Origin of the sequence: Rhodococcus sp. PvR099, from assembly GCF_017833315.1 — a bacterium.
In the GTDB taxonomy this organism is placed as follows: Bacteria; Actinomycetota; Actinomycetes; order Mycobacteriales; family Mycobacteriaceae; genus Rhodococcus_G; species Rhodococcus_G oryzae.
Genome location: NZ_JAFIBV010000001.1, coordinates 1780029 through 1795033 on the forward strand (window position 1 = coordinate 1780029; position 15005 = coordinate 1795033).

Sequence of the window (15005 nt, forward strand, 5' to 3'; positions counted from 1 at the left end):
TCGCGGGCGCAGCTGAGCCATATCGCCGGGTAGCGACCGGTCAAGGTTACGGGATGGAGAACCGCAGGGTCAAACTGGCACTCCGCAGGCTCCGCGCCGGTGTCAAACTGACAGTCTCCGACTCCCCCTCGACCGGCCGTCGGTCAGGCGTCGACGTCCGCCGGCGGTCCCGCGGGCCTGGCCGCGGCCCTTCGACGGGGCCGACGGGCCGGTGCCGCGGGTGCGCCGTCCCCCTCGACCGGTTCAGCCGCCGCGGTGGTCTCCGCGGCCTTCACCGGCTCGACAACCTTGGGTTCGACGACCTTCTTCTCGACGACCTTTTTCCGAACGGCCTTCTTCTCGACGACCTTCGGCTCGGCCGGTTCGGGCGCCGCCTCGATCACGACCACGGCGCCGGCCTCTGCCGCCTCCGGGGTCTCGGTCGCGGGGGCCGCGGTGGCACGGGACGCACGTCGGGAACGACGCCTGCCCTTCGCGGGGGCCTCTGCGGGCTCCGGCGCGGCCGGGGCCTCCGGTTCCGCGACGACCTCCACAGCAACCTCCACGACCGGCTCAGCGGCGACCTCGGCCACCGTCGGCTCCTGCGTGGCGGCCGCGGCCTCGCCGGTCTCCGGCTGATGCTCGGCGGCGTCATCGTCGTGGTGATGCGCGGCCATCGCGAGCGCCACCGGGTGGGCACGCTTGACCGTCGCGTCGACCTCGACCGCGGGCGCCTGCCCGTTCTTGGGCGCGGCGGTCTCGGCGGCGCCGGACTTGTCGCGTCCACGCTTCTTGCGGCCGCCGGACTCGCCCTTCGGCGCGCCCGATCGCCCGGCGTCCTCGGAGGACCGCACCTCGACCGGCTCGGCGTGCACGATGATGCCGCGGCCGTGGCAATGCTCACAGTTGGTGGAGAACGCCTCGACCAGTCCGGTGCCCAGCTTCTTGCGGGTCATCTGGACCAGGCCCAGCGAGGTCACCTCGGAGACCTGATGGCGGGTCCGGTCGCGGCCGAGCGCCTCGGTGAGTCGACGCAGGACCAGGTCCCGGTTCGACTCGAGCACCATGTCGATGAAGTCGACGACGATCATGCCGCCGATGTCGCGCAGCCGCATCTGGCGCACGATCTCCTCGGCCGCCTCCAGGTTGTTCCTGGTGACCGTCTCCTCGAGGTTGCCGCCCGCACCGGTGAACTTGCCGGTGTTGACGTCGACGACGGTCATCGCCTCGGTGCGGTCGATCACCAGGGTGCCGCCCGAGGGCAGCCACACCTTGCGGTCGAGCGCCTTGGCGAGCTGCTCGTCGATCCGCTTGGCCTCGAACACATCGGGGCCGCCGTTGCCCTCGTACTTCTCGACCCGCGGCAGCAGGTCGGGTGCGACGGTCTTGATGTAGTTCTCCACCGTCGACCAGGACTTCTCGCCCTCGATCACGATCTTGGCGAAGTCCTCGTTGAACAGATCGCGGACGACCTTGACCAGCAGATCCGGCTCCTCGTACAGGGCCTTCGGGTTGCTCCCCTTGCCCTTGTCCGCGGCCGCGGCCTGCTTCTCGATCTCGTCCCACTGGGTCTGCAGACGCTTGACGTCGCGGGCCAGCTCTTCCTCGCTCACGCCCTCCGACGCGGTGCGAATGATGACACCGGCCTCCGGCGGCACGATCTCGCGCAGGATCTCCTTGAGTCGCTTGCGCTCGGTGTCGGGCAGCTTACGGCTGATGCCGGTGGAGCTACCGCCGGGCACGTACACCAGGAATCGCCCGGCCAGGGAGATCTGCGTGGTCAGGCGGGCACCCTTGTGCCCGACCGGATCCTTGCTGACCTGGACCAGGACCTGGTCACCCGGCTTGAGGGCCTGCTCGATCTTGCGGCTGTTGCCGCCGAGTCCCGCGGCCTCCCAGTTGACCTCGCCTGCATAGAGCACGCCGTTGCGGCCACGGCCGATGTCGATGAACGCGGCCTCCATCGAGGGCAGCACGTTCTGAACGCGACCGAGGTAGACGTTGCCGACCATCGATGCGGACGCCGAGCTGGTGACGAAGTGCTCGACGAGGATGCCGTCCTCGAGCACCGCGACCTGCGTCAGGCCCTCCGCATGCGCACCGGTCTTCTCGCGGACCACCATGACGCGGTCGACGGCCTCGCGGCGCGCCAGGAACTCCGATTCGGTGAGGATCGGCGGGCGGCGGCGACCGGCGTCGCGCCCGTCGCGGCGTCGCTGACGCTTGGCCTCGAGTCGGGTCGAGCCCGAGATCCCCTGGACCTCGTCCTTGACCTTGGCCTTGGTGCGCGGCTCACGCTCGTGCACCACGGTGGTGACGCCGTCTTCCTCGGTACCTGCGTCCGCACCATCGCCACTGCCCTTGCGGCGGCGGCGGCGACGACGACGACGGCTCGATCCATCCCCGGCCTCGCCTGCCTCCTCCGACTCCTCCGACTCGGCCGCTTCCGCCTCGGCCGCCTGCTCGGTGGGCTCGGCCTGCTCAGTGCCCTCGGCGGCGGGCTCGGCCGCACCTTCGGTCTCGTTCTGCTCGTCCTCGGACGCCTGCTCGCCCCGGCCGCGACCGCGACCGCGACGACCGCGACGCCTGCGACGGCTCTGCGACTCGCCGCCGTCCTCGTCGGACTCGACCTCGGCCGCGGTGGACTCCTCGGTCACCGAGGTGTCGGCCTCCTCGACCGCACGCTCCTCGTGGCGCTCTTCGTGACGTTCCTCGTGCTCGACGACGGTGGTCACCTCGATGGGCGCGTCCTCGCTCGGCGCCGCTGCCACGCGGCGGGCGCGGCGACGCCGCGGTGCGGCCTCCGCGGCGGCCGCGTCGGGCTGCAGGAACAGCGGGGCCTGGAACACGGGGGTGACGTCGGGAACGACGTGCACCTCGGGCTCGGCGATGTTGGTGAACAGCCCCGCGGTCTCCACGCCGGGCGCGGACGCGGCTTCCGGCCTCGCCACCTCGGGCGCGGCAGCCGGCTCGGCCGCTGCGACCTCCTGGTGCGCCTCTGCCTGCGGGTTGAACGCAGCGTGCACCCGCTCGGCGAGAGCGCGGTCCACGCTGGACTGCGCGCTGCGCACCTCGGCGCCGAACTCGGCGACCTGGGCGAGCACCTGCTTGCTGGTCAGTCCCAGCAGCTTGGCGAGCGCGTGCACCCGGATCTTCTCCGGGAAGGTCGGCACCGCATTCGCTGCGGCTGAAGTCTGTGAATTTTCGGGCGGCGCTTGATCGGCCACGTAGTCTCCTCGGACCCCCGGGCGCGTCCACCCAGAGTCGTACTGGGTGTGAAGCGGCCACGCGAGGGCGCTCATTGTGTACTCATACCGGTGGGCATGAGATTGTCTGGTCTCGCCCCGCACGTCTCGCAGTGACCCGTTAAATCACTGCCAGCTCGCACGGCGCCTGGCTGGATGGCCGTACTCCCTGATCCGTGCGCCTGATCATCCAGCATGCCTGGGACCGCGAGGGATTTCCTGCGCGCCGTGGCAGCGATGATCGGGCATCGAACCGTGGTGTCATCCGATCGGGCCCGTATGGAACACATCGCGGGTCGACCGCCATCAGTATCCCACACCGTCGGGCCCGACCACGCCAACGGCGCACCGGCGCCGATCCGGCGCGGCGTGTTCGGACCTCTTACAGGTGGTCGGGGGTGATGCGGACTAGCCGCGGGCGAGCTCCGGGAACCAGAGCGTGATCTCCCGCTCGGCCGACTCGACGGAGTCGGACCCGTGCACCAGGTTCTGCTGGCCGTCCAGTGCCAGGTCGGCGCGGATGGAACCGGGGACGGCCTTCTCGACCGGGTCGGTGCCGCCCGCGAGCTGTCGGAAAGCCGCGATCGCGCGCGGGCCCTCGAGCACTGCGGCGACGAGGGGTCCGGACGTGATGAACTCGATCAGCCCCGGATAGAAGGGCCTGCCCAGGTGCTCGGCGTAATGCTGGCCCGCCAGCGCCTCGTCCGCGGTCTTCATCTCGAGGGCCGTGATGGACAGCCCCTTCCGCTCGACACGGGAAAGGATTTCTCCTACGAATCGGCGGGCGACGCCATCGGGCTTGATCAGTACCAGGGTGCGCTCAGTCACGGCGGACAGCTTAAGGGGTCAGTCCCGCTGGCCAGGAAGCAGACCCTGTTCGATCCGCTCGGTGAGGTCCCGCTTGAGATACAGCAGGTAGGCCCACACCGCACCGAACAGCAGTCCCACCGCGCCGATGGCGGGGTGCACCGCGAAACCGGCGATCAACGCCGCCTGCAGCGCGAAGTTGTACCCCATCGCCCACGGCCTGCCCTGGACACCGCCGCCGAGAATCATCAGCAGCGCGAGTCCGACCAGGTAGACGCCGGACAGCCAGGTGATGCCGCCGCCAACGGTCGCCACCACCGGCAGCGCCAGCAGCACCACGATCGCCTCCAGGATCAGGGTGCCCGCGCAGACCCCGCGGAAGCCCTTCCACGGGTCGTTCACCGGCGGACGGAAGCGCGGAGCGCCACCCTCCGCGTCACCTTCGGGTGTGCTCGATCCCTCGGGAGTACTCACGCCGGGTCCTTTCCGAACAGGGTGCGGGCCACGCCAGCGGTGACCACCGAACCGGTGACCACGACGCCCGCCCCCGATACAGCCTCACCGGGCTCGGCGACCTCCTCGGCCAGCCCGATGGCTGTCTCGAGCGCGTCCGGGAGCGTCTGTGCCACCACCACGCGTTCGTCGCCGAACCGGGCCACCGCCAGGTTGGCGAGTTCCTCGACGTCCATGCCGCGCGGAGATCCGTTGTGCGTCACGACGATCTCGTCGAACACCGGCTCCAGCGCGGTCAGGATCCCGGCCACGTCCTTGTCCGCCATCACCGCGACGACGCCGACCAGCTTGCGGAAGTCGAACTCCGCGACGAGCGCGGCGGCCAGAGCCTTGGCCCCGTGCGGGTTGTGCGCGGCGTCGAGGAAGACGGTGGGCGCGCTGCGCACCCGCTCGAGGCGCCCCGGGTTGGTCATCGAGGCGAAGCCCTCCCGGATCGCGTCGACGTCGAGCTGGCGGTCCGCCCCCGCCCCGAAGAACGCTTCCACCGCGGCGAGCGCGAGCGAGGCGTTGCGGGCCTGATGTTCGCCGTGCAGGGGCAGGAAGATGTCGCTGTAGACCCCGGACAGGCCTTGCAGTTCCAGTTGCTGTCCGCCGATCGCGATCCGGCGGGCGAGGACCTTGAACTCGGATCCCTCGCGGGCCACCGCGGCGTCGGCCTCGACGGCCCGGCGCAGCAGCACCTCGGTCACCTCCGGCGTCTGCTCCGCGAGGATCGCGACGGTGTCGCGCGGCACCAGCGACTCGGGCGCCTTCTTGATGATCCCGGCCTTCTCGGCGGCGATCCCGGCGATGTCACTGCCGAGGAACTCGACGTGATCGAGCCCGATGGGGGTGATCACCGCCACCTGACCGTCGATGACATTCGTTGCGTCCCAACGGCCGCCGAGCCCGGTCTCCACGACCGCGACATCCACCGGCGCCTCGGCGAAGGCCGCGAACGCCATAGCGGTGAGCACCTCGAACTTGCTCATCGCGGGGCCACCCGCCGCCTGGGACTGGGCGTCGATCATCTCGACGTACGGCAGCAGCTCACGGTAGGTGTCCACGTACAGGCGAGGCGAGATCGGCTTGCCGTCGATGCTGATCCGCTCGGTCGCCAGCTGCAGATGCGGGCTGGTGGTCCGCCCGACCCGACGGTGCAGGCGCGTCATCAGCGCGTCGATCATCCGGGTGACCGAGGTCTTCCCGTTGGTGCCCGCGACGTGGATGGCCGGATAGCTGTGCTGCGGCGAGCCGAGCAGGTCCATCAGGGCCGCGATGCGGGCGGTGGAGGGCTCGATCTTGGTCTCGGGCCAGCGCTGGTCGAGTTCGGCCTCGACGAGCGCCAGCTCGGCCAGATCGACGGGCGTGGGCTGCGATCCCCCGTCCCACTTCTCGGGCGTCTCGGCGTTCACGCCTGACCCTTCAGATCCATCGCCGCGAGCCGGGCGGTGATCCGCTCGACCTCCTCCGCGGCCAGGGTCTGCCGGGCACGGATCTTGTCGACCACGTTGTCCGGCGCCTTGCCGAGGAACGCCTCGTTGGACAGCTTGGCCGCGGTGCCCGCGAGCTCCTTCTCGGCCGCCGCCAGGTCCTTCTCGAGGCGCTTGCGCTCGGCGACCAGGTCCACGGTGCCCGAGGTGTCCAGCTCGACGGTGACGGTGCCGCGGCTGAGCCGCACCTCCAGCGAGGCCGTCGCGCTGAAGTCGTCGACCGGATCCGTCAGCTTGACCAGCGAGGCGACCGCGGCCTGTTTGCCGTCCAGGTCGGCCTCGGCGATCCCGCTGAGCCTCGCCGCCACCTTCTGGCCGGGGTTCAGACCCTGATCGCTGCGGAACCTGCGGATCTCGGTGACGAGCCGCTGGACGTCCGCGATGCGCTGCGCGGCAACGGCATCGGCGGCCTCACCGGTCGCGGTCGGCCACTCGGAGATCACCACCGACTCCCCGCCGGTCAGCACCTTCCAGAGGGTCTCGGTGACGAACGGCATCACCGGGTGCAGCATGCGCAGCAGCGCATCGAGGACATTGCCGAGCACGGCCTTGGTGCCCTCGGCCTCGGAGCCTGCGAACTGCACCTTGGCGAGCTCGAGGTACCAGTCACACACCTCGTCCCAGGCGAAGTGGTAGAGCGCGTCGCAGGCCTTGCCGAAGTCGTAGCGGTCGAACGCGGCGTCGACCTCGGCCTGGACCTGCTCGAGCCGGTCCAGGATCCAGCGGTCGGCGTCGCTGAGCTCGGCGGGCAACGGCGCGGGCGCCGCGCCGTTCATCAGGGCGAACTTCGTGGCGTTGAACAGCTTCGTGGCGAAGCTGCGGGAGGCCTTCGCGTGATCCTCACCGACGGAGAGGTCGCTGCCGGGGTTCGCGCCGCGGGCCAGCGTGAAGCGCAGCGCGTCGGCGCCGAACTCGCGCACCCAGTCCAGCGGGTCGATGCCGTTGCCCTTCGACTTCGACATCTTCTTGCCGTGCTCGTCGCGGACCAGACCGTGCAGGAAGACGTCCGTGAACGGCACCTGCGGACCGGTCTTGCCCTCGCCCGCGGTGATCGCGTCGTCCTCGGAGACGAAGGTGCCGAACATCATCATCCGGGCCACCCAGAAGAACAGGATGTCGTAGCCGGTAACGAGAACGCTTGTGGGGTAGAACTTCTCGAGCTCCGGGGTCTGCTCCGGCCAGCCCATCGTGGAGAACGGCCAGAGTCCGGACGAGAACCAGGTGTCGAGGACATCGGGGTCCTGCTCCCAGCCCTCGGGCGCGGTCTCGTCGGGTCCGACGCAGCGGACCTCTCCCTCAGGGCCGTACCAGATCGGGATGCGGTGACCCCACCACAGCTGGCGCGAGATGCACCAATCGTGCATGTTGTCGACCCAGCCGAACCAGCGCGGCTCCAGGCTGGCGGGGTGGATCGTGGTGTCGCCGTTACGGACCGCGTCGCCCGCGGCCTTGGCGAGCTCCTCGACCTTGACCCACCACTGCAGCGAGAGCCGCGGCTCGATGGACTCACCGCTGCGCTCGGAGTGGCCGACGCTGTGCAGGTAGGGACGCTTCTCGGCGACCACACGACCCTGCTCGGCGAGCGCCTCGCGCACCTTCACGCGGGCCTCGAACCGGTCCATGCCGTCGAACTGCGTTCCGGTATCGGCGATCTTGCCGGTCTTGTCCATGATCGTGGGCATCGGCAGGTTGTGCCGCAGGCCCATCTCGAAGTCGTTGGGGTCGTGCGCGGGGGTGATCTTCACCGCGCCGGTGCCGAACTCCGGGTCAACGTAGTCGTCGGCGATGATCGGGATCTGCCGGCCCGTGATGGGGTGCTCGAGGGTGGTGCCGAGCAGGTGCTGGTAGCGCTCGTCGTCGGGGTGCACGGCGACCGCGGTGTCGCCGAGCATCGTCTCCACACGCGTGGTGGCGACGATGACGTGCGGCTCGTCGTCGTTCAGGGAGCCGTAGCGCAGCGAGACCAGCTCGCCCTCGACGTCCTCGAACTTGACCTCGATGTCGGAGATGGCGGTCTGCAGCACCGGCGACCAGTTGACCAGGCGCTCGGCCCGGTAGATCAGTCCCGCGTCGTACATCCGCTTGAAGATGGTCTGGACGGCGCGCGAGAGGCCCTCGTCCATGGTGAACCTGTCGCGGCTCCAGTCGACGCCGTCGCCGAGTCTGCGCATCTGGCCGCCGATGGTGCCGCCGGACTCGCGCTTCCAGTCCCAGACCTTGTCGATGAACAGCTCGCGGCCGAAGTCTTCCTTCTTCTTGCCGTCCGCCGCGAGTTGCTTCTCCACCACGTTCTGGGTGGCGATGCCCGCGTGGTCCATGCCGGGCAGCCAGAGCACCTCGTAGCCCTGCATGCGCTTACGTCGCGAGAGCACGTCCATCAGGGTGTGGTCGAGGGCATGGCCCATGTGGAGGCTGCCGGTCACGTTCGGCGGCGGCAGCACGATCGAGTAGCCGGGCTTGTCACTGGTCGGGTCCGCCGTGAAGTAGCCGGCGTCCACCCAACCCTCGTACAATTCCTGCTCTACCGCGCTGGGGTCCCAGCTCTTCGGGAGGGCGTCGGCGGGGTTCATGGGGTCCTGCGGCACGGCACTGGTCACCCGGTGATTCTAGAGAACCCGCGGGGTCCCCCGACACCGCCGTCCGGTCAGCGAGGCGCCCGCCACATCGCCCACAGCGTCGGGCCGCCGTTCGGGATGACGATCTCGCCCGTCACCTCGAAGCCGAATCGCTCGTAATAGGGGACGTTCGACTCCTTGCTCGACTCCAGATAAGCGGGCGCGTGCTCGGCGTCGCACCGGGCCAACCGGGAGTTCATCAACGCTGTGCCGTGACCAGCGCCACGCGCCGAGGGGTCGGTGCCGATGGTGCTGAGATACCAGTGCGGCTCTTCCGGGTGCGCCTTCTCGATCGTCCCGGCGAACTCCGCCCCCGCCATGATCCGGCCACCGAAGGCGCGGATCAGTCCGGGCAGCGCGCGCAGCTGGCTCAGCGCCGACTGCCGCCAGCGTCCCGGCGGGTCCCACAGGGTTGCCCCGGCCACCGACCCGTCCGACGCGAGCGCCACCTCGACGCCGCCGAGCGGAAAGTGATGGTGCCGGATGAGCGTCCCGAACATGTGCGGCAGCCCCGCGCGGCGCGAGCCGACATCCGGCCACAGCCATTCCGTGACCGGGTCGTCATCGAAGGCCGCGGCCAGCACGCGTCCGGCGGCGGGGACGTCGGAGGGGGCGGCGGGTCGAACCGTGACGGCGGCCATGCCGCGACGCTACCGCCCCCGATACGTTGTAGCCATGACGATGGCATGGGTGTTTCTCTCGGTGGCCATCTGCGCGGAGGTACTCGCGACGAGCCTGCTGACCCGGACGGAGGGCTTCCGGCGGCCCGGCCCGACCGCGGTGGTCCTCGGCCTCTACTGCGTGGCGCTGTACTGCCTGTCGCAGACCCTGCGCACCCTCGATGTCGGTGTGGCGTACGCGGTCTGGGCGGGGGTGGGCACCGCCGCGATCGCCGCCATCGGGATGCTGGTCCTGCGCGAACCCCGGTCGGCCGGCCGAATCCTCGGCATCACCCTGGTGGTGGCGGGCGTGGTCGCGCTGAATCTCGGCGGTGTCGGATGAGCGACCGCGTACGGGCGTGGGCCTTCCTCGCCGCCGCGATCACCTGCGAGATCCTGGCCACGGTGTTCCTCGGCAGCACCGAACAGTTCAGTCGACCGCTGCCCACGATCGCCGTTCTGCTCGGCTACGCCACCTCGTTCGCCTGCCTGGCCCAGGCACTGCGGTCGCTGCCGGTGAGCCTGGCGTACGCGCTCTGGTCCGGGATCGGGACCGCGACGGTCGCGGTGATCGGCATCGCGTTCCTCGGCGAACAGGCATCCGCTGCGAAGTTCCTCGGGCTCGCGCTGATCATCGCGGGCGTGGTGATCCTGAACCTGCGGCAGCCGGCGCCCGAGCTGGGGGCGGAATCCGGAGCCCCTGTCGCCTCACGGGAAGAGTGAGGGCGTGCTGCCCGATCGTGTTGTAGATGTGCATGATCGCGCCGGCGAGCATGTCGTGACGCCAGAGGCCCGCGGTTTTGAGTTGATGGTGCAGCGTGCACAGGCATTGGAGGTTGGCGAAAACGGTCCAGCCACCAAGGATCGGATCAGCTCTGTTGAACGCGACGACGTGATCGATCTGGCAGTCCGCGGCGGCGATCAGGCAGTCCGGGTGTCGGCAGGTGCCATCGCGGAGCCGAACGGCGGCGGCGAGTAGGTCGCTCGGCCGGTAGGTCAGCGCGCCCGGTGGCGGCTTTGTGAATCCGCCGTGGCCGTCCGGGAACGCGGTAACGAGATCCGCAGGGTCGTTCAGGATGGTGCGGAACAGGCCGTCGATGGCGTCGGCCGGTGAGATGACACCGGGATGCGGGAGCTTGCGGACCGGAAGCGCGGCCGCCCCCGCGGGCAGGATCCGACTCCTGAACACGAGCAGGCCGGATCCGGCGGTCGACTCGTGCTGCTCGTCGGGCTCGGCCACGGCCGCGCGGCACGGATCTGGCGGGTCGGATGGATCTGGCGGGTCGGGTTCGCGCGCTTCGGGTTCCGCCCCGATGCCGGGTGGCAGGTGGTCCGGTTCCGCCGTGGCACGTTCCTCGGTCGATTCGGTCACGCCATCGGTACCGTCACCGCCGACGATGTTGTCGCACTGCAGGCGGTCGAGCGCCTGCCTGGCGCAGTCGATGATCGCCTGCCAGGTCGCATCCTCGGCGATGGCACGGGCCTGGCCGGCATCCAGATAGCCGTAGCCCTCCAGATAGGCCGGGTTGTCGGCCAACCCGAGCAGCGTCTCCAGCCCGCACGAGATCGTCAGATTCACCTGTGGGGCGGCAGGTTCACAGTTGCGGGTGGCCGCGCAGTCCTGGTCGCCACACTCGCAGGTCAGGGCCCTCCCACCGTGCATCAAGACCATGAATGCGTCCGCACACCGGACGTCGAGGGGACGCGGATCGGCCCGGCACGCCGTCTTGGCGACCTTCACAATCAGCCCCGTGACCGCCGTCAACTGAGTCGCCGTCAGCGTCACCGACAGCACGCCCATCCCGTGGGGCAGACGGCGGGAGCGAACCTTGCGCTTGGCTTCGGCCTCCTCGCGGGCGCGTTGCGCCCATGCGGCGTCGTCCTCGATCAGCATCCGGGCGATCTCGATTCCGAGTGGGGTCGGTGCGAGTCGTCGCGCGGCGGACAGGATGTCCGAGTCCAGGCGCAGCACCGCAGCAGCGGTGGCCTTGCGGGTGTGCTCATCGATCACCCGGATCTTCGCCAGAGACACCTCGCCAGCAGCGAAAGCGCCCCGAATCTCGGGCATCCGTTCGAGGGTGAACCCGAGCCGCATCAGCGACGACACCGACCTGAAGGTGCTCGACAACGCCAGCGCGACCTCCGCGAGCGCAGACCGCTCCGCCTGCTCGGTGTCGAACCCGGCACCGGGAGCACGATGGTCGAAGGTGCCACGAGAGCTGGTGTAGTCCATGATCTGCGCGATCAACCGGGCCGCCGCCGCGTTCTCGGCGCGGGAGGTCTCGGAGATCGCGTCGAGAAGAATCCGCTCACGATCGGTCACTGCCGAAGCTGACACTCCAATCACCCCCCAGGAGACTCTATTCGATCATATGTTCGAGTTTACTCGGGAATGGCCTGCACGCAAGGGGTTTGAGGAACTCGAGAACAAACGGACCCATCGCCATCGACTGTGCGGTCGAATCAAGGAATGTGGATTCGATGGAGCGGCCTGACGATCGACTGCACGGACCCGATCCGATTGGCCGGATTCCGGGGAGCCTTACTTGATCGTGAGGCGCTGCCGGGCCTGCCCGGATGGATCGAGCTCACCCCACGGCATGAACACGAGCCACGCATCAATTTGCAGCCGGTCCCCGAACCCAAGTCCGGGAAGGTCCGCATCCATCTGGATGTCGCCGTCGACGACTTCCACGCCGCGGTCGAACGCGTCATCGCCCTCGGCGGCCGCGACACCGGTGAACGCCACGAATACCCGGAGGGCGTTGCGTGGCGCTCACGGATCCCGAGCGGAATGAGTTCTGCGCCGTCCAGTACTACAACTAGAGCGACACACCCCGCGCCGAGTGCCGGGTTCGCAAACGTCCAAGGCACCCCAGGGAAACGGTTGGCACATGAACAGAACGCGGCGAATAGCGTTCGTCAGCTACCTCGTGGACTGGGTCAGAGTGACCCTAGAGAACGATCATGCGAGAGTGAGGCCATGGGCTCGTCCACCGACAAGGAGCGACTCCTCGGGATCGTGCTCGCAAATCCCGTGGCCCGAACGATCCTCGATCGTGCACCCGATCTCGGGATGAGCGACTGGTATCTCACGGCCGGTGGGGTCTTCCAGACGGTCTGGAACCACCTCGACGGCCGCGATCTCCTGGCAGGCATCAAGGACTACGACCTCTTCTATTTCGACCGGGCGGACCTCGGTTACGCGGCCGAGGACCGAATGATCAGGCAGGCGGAGACCCTGTACGGCGACGTCGAGGCGGCGGTCGAGCTGCGCAACGAGGCGCGGGTACACCTGTGGTACGAGGATCGATTCGGTGTCCCTGGCGTCCCCTTCACGAGCTGCGCGGACGCGATCGACCACTTCGCATCCACCACCTGCTGCGTGGGGATCACGCGCTCCCCCACCGGGGAGTTCCAGGTCTACGCACCCCACGGCCTCGATGATCTCTTCAGCATGGTGCTGCGCCCCAACCCGATCCTGGCCCCGCGGGAGGTCTACGAGGCGAAGGCGGCCCGATGGCGGCGGGAATGGCCAGGGCTGACGGTCGTTCCCTGGCCGGGCGGACCCGCATCCCGCCTGTGCGGAGCCGATCGGGACTAGCCTTCCCACATGCGCGCAGTCGTGATCACCAAGCACGGGGACGCCGACGTCCTCGAGGTCCAGGAACGTCCATCGCCGGCGCTCCGCCCCGGCGCGGTCCGCATCGACGTCCGGGCCGCGGGCGTCAACTTCGCCGACGTGATGGCCCGACTCGGCCTGTACGCCGACGCCCCGCCGCTGCCGAGCGTCGTCGGCTACGAGGTCGCGGGCACGATCAGCGAGGTCGCCGCGGATGTCGTCGGCCTCGCCGTGGGTGACCGGGTGGTCGCGGGCACGCGGTTCGGCGGCTACGCCGAGCAGGTGTGTGCCGACGCCCGAGACGTGATCGCGCTGCCGGACTCCTTGAGCTTCGAGCAGGGCGCCGCCATTCCCGTCAACTACGCGACCGCCTGGGCAGGCCTGGTCGGCTACGCGAATCTCCGTGCGGGAGAGCGGGTCCTGATCCAGGCCGCGGCGGGTGGCGTCGGGATCGCGGCGACGCAGATCGCCAAGCACGTCGGCGCCGAGGTCTACGGAACCGCCTCGCCAGGCAAGCACGACGCCATCCGTGGCTTCGGCGTCGACGTGGCGCTGGATTACCGGAAACGAGGGTGGGACAGCGAGCTTCCGCCGATGGACGTGATCATGGACGCGATCGGCGGGGAGTCATTGCGGCGGAGCTACGGCCAATTGCGTCCCGGCGGCAGGCTCGTCGCCTTCGGGGCCAGCTCGGTGGTCGCGGGCGACAAGCGAAACCTGTTACGGGCGGCACCGCAGGCCCTGCGCATGATGCGGGGCTTCAATCTCATCGACCAGATGAGCGAGTCCAAGACGGTGATCGGCCTCAACATGCTGCGACTGTGGGACGACCGCGGCACGCTGGAGCCGTGGATCACCCCGCTGCGCGAGCTGATCGAGAACGGCGTCGTGGCACCCGTGGTGTCCGACGCCGTCCCGTTCGCCGACGCGCCAGAGGCCCATCGAATCCTGACCGAGCGTCGCAACGTCGGAAAGGTCGTCCTGGTCCCCTAGCGCGTCGGGCGAACTCTCGCCAGGACTACTTCGTGAGCAGCGGAGCGATCCGCGGCGGGATGTTCTCCAGCGCGTACGGCAGCGACAGCACGGTGCTCCAGGTCATCGCCTCGGCGGCCTCGTCCTCGAGGATGATCGTGCGACCGTCCTTGACGACGTTCAGCTCCTGATAGACCGGCGTCTTGTCGAGCTCGGCCCGCAGCTTGTCGCCGTAGCCGCCACCCGCGTACCAGACCAGCAGGTCGGCGTCGGCGAGCGAGAGCTGCTCCGTGCTGATCGGGGCGAAGTTCGTGGTCGTGATCTGCTGCGTGACAGGCGGATTCACGAAGCCGAGTTCGGTGAAGAAGCGGACCTTCGGGTCCTCCGGGCCATAGACGCCGAACTGGCCCGGACCCTTGAGCGCACCCACGATCACCGTCTTGCCCGCGAACGCCGGGTTGGCGGCCGCGACATCGGTGAACTGCTTCTCGACGGAGGTCACCAACTCCTTCGCCTTGTCCTGCTTACCGAGCGCCTCGCCGATGATCCGGGTCTGGTCCTGCCACGGCACGCCGTAGTCGGCGAACTCCTTCGGCTGCGCGACCGTCGGCGCGAGCGCGCTGAGCTTGTTGTACTGGTCCTTGGTCAGGCCCGAGTAGGTGCCGATGATCAGGTCGGGGTTGGTGGCGGCCACCTTCTCGACGTCGATCCCGGTGTTCGCGCTGCCGATGATCGCGGGCGTCGCCCCGGCGAGCAGATCCTGCGCCCAGGGCCACACTGCGTTCGGGTAGTTGCCGTACCAGTCGAAGACGCCGACCGGGGTGGAGCCGAGCGCCAGGATCGCGTCCTGGTCGTTGTATCCCACGCTGACCACGCGCTGCGGGTCGAGCGGGACCTGGGTCTCGCCGTACTTGTTGCCGATGGTCGCGCCGGTGCCCGAGGAGGCCGAACCTCCGTCACCGTCGCTGCTGCAGGCAGCGGCGAACGCGAGCAGCGCGCCCGACGTTCCGATCAGAAATCCCCGCCGCGTCAATCTACCGACGTCTGCCATCGACTCTCCTCCATCGTCACCAAAGCTAGGTAAGGCTAGCCGAAATAGTAGGCAGAGTGGGTCACCTCGC

Annotated in this window: 12 protein-coding genes and 1 pseudogene; 5 read left to right on the top strand and 8 right to left on the bottom strand. The window is 69.1% G+C overall.

The features are described 5' to 3' along the window. Positions 1-143: 143 nt before the first annotated feature. The 6 genes from JOE46_RS08150 to JOE46_RS08175 form a co-directional block, all read right to left on the bottom strand. On the bottom strand, positions 144-3206 hold the full coding sequence (locus JOE46_RS08150; RefSeq protein WP_097211415.1) for a translation initiation factor IF-2 N-terminal domain-containing protein: 3063 nt from the start codon (positions 3204-3206) through the stop codon (positions 144-146). A gap of 426 nt (positions 3207-3632) precedes the next feature. Next, entirely contained in the window at positions 3633-4052 is a 420-nt protein-coding gene (ndk, locus tag JOE46_RS08155; RefSeq protein ID WP_209926807.1) for a nucleoside-diphosphate kinase, read from the bottom strand. Positions 4053-4070: 18 nt separating this feature from the next. Beyond that, positions 4071-4505, bottom strand: coding sequence for a DUF4233 domain-containing protein (locus JOE46_RS08160; RefSeq protein ID WP_097211417.1), 435 nt, complete (start codon positions 4503-4505; stop codon positions 4071-4073). Beyond that, entirely contained in the window at positions 4502-5938 is a 1437-nt protein-coding gene (locus tag JOE46_RS08165; protein WP_097211418.1) for a folylpolyglutamate synthase/dihydrofolate synthase family protein, read from the bottom strand. The genes JOE46_RS08160 and JOE46_RS08165 overlap by 4 nt, the downstream gene beginning before the upstream one ends. After that, positions 5935-8586: a valine--tRNA ligase gene (locus JOE46_RS08170; protein WP_245221520.1), complete on the bottom strand. Its 2652-nt coding sequence runs from the start codon at positions 8584-8586 to the stop codon at positions 5935-5937. The genes JOE46_RS08165 and JOE46_RS08170 overlap by 4 nt, the downstream gene beginning before the upstream one ends. Positions 8587-8660: 74 nt before the next feature. Then, entirely contained in the window at positions 8661-9272 is a 612-nt protein-coding gene (locus JOE46_RS08175) for a GNAT family N-acetyltransferase (RefSeq protein ID WP_097211420.1), read from the bottom strand. 34 nt (positions 9273-9306) lie between these two features. Between JOE46_RS08175 and JOE46_RS08180 the strand changes: the two genes are divergently transcribed. After that, a complete protein-coding gene (locus JOE46_RS08180; RefSeq protein WP_245220978.1) occupies positions 9307-9633 on the top strand; it encodes a multidrug efflux SMR transporter in 327 nt (108 codons plus the stop codon). Beyond that, entirely contained in the window at positions 9630-10013 is a 384-nt protein-coding gene (locus JOE46_RS08185) for a multidrug efflux SMR transporter (protein ID WP_097211421.1), read from the top strand. The genes JOE46_RS08180 and JOE46_RS08185 overlap by 4 nt, the downstream gene beginning before the upstream one ends. On the opposite strand, the gene JOE46_RS08190 is transcribed toward JOE46_RS08185, so the two are convergent. After that, positions 9922-11613, bottom strand: coding sequence for an HNH endonuclease signature motif containing protein (locus tag JOE46_RS08190; protein WP_209926812.1), 1692 nt, complete (start codon positions 11611-11613; stop codon positions 9922-9924). The two genes, JOE46_RS08185 and JOE46_RS08190, sit on opposite strands and share 92 nt — an antisense overlap. Positions 11614-11760: 147 nt before the next feature. On the opposite strand from JOE46_RS08190, the pseudogene JOE46_RS27095 reads away from it, so the two are divergent. From JOE46_RS27095 to JOE46_RS08200, 3 genes and pseudogenes are all read left to right on the top strand, one after another. After that, positions 11761-11994, top strand: a pseudogene (locus tag JOE46_RS27095) (VOC family protein); the annotation flags it as partial. Positions 11995-12273: 279 nt separating this feature from the next. Beyond that, positions 12274-12894: a nucleotidyltransferase family protein gene (locus JOE46_RS26335; protein ID WP_097211424.1), complete on the top strand. Its 621-nt coding sequence runs from the start codon at positions 12274-12276 to the stop codon at positions 12892-12894. A 9-nt stretch (positions 12895-12903) separates the two neighbouring features. After that, on the top strand, positions 12904-13905 hold the full coding sequence (locus tag JOE46_RS08200; protein ID WP_209926816.1) for a zinc-binding dehydrogenase: 1002 nt from the start codon (positions 12904-12906) through the stop codon (positions 13903-13905). 25 nt (positions 13906-13930) lie between these two features. On the opposite strand, the gene JOE46_RS08205 is transcribed toward JOE46_RS08200, so the two are convergent. After that, entirely contained in the window at positions 13931-14935 is a 1005-nt protein-coding gene (locus JOE46_RS08205) for an iron-siderophore ABC transporter substrate-binding protein (RefSeq protein ID WP_097211426.1), read from the bottom strand. Positions 14936-15005: the final 70 nt, after the last annotated feature.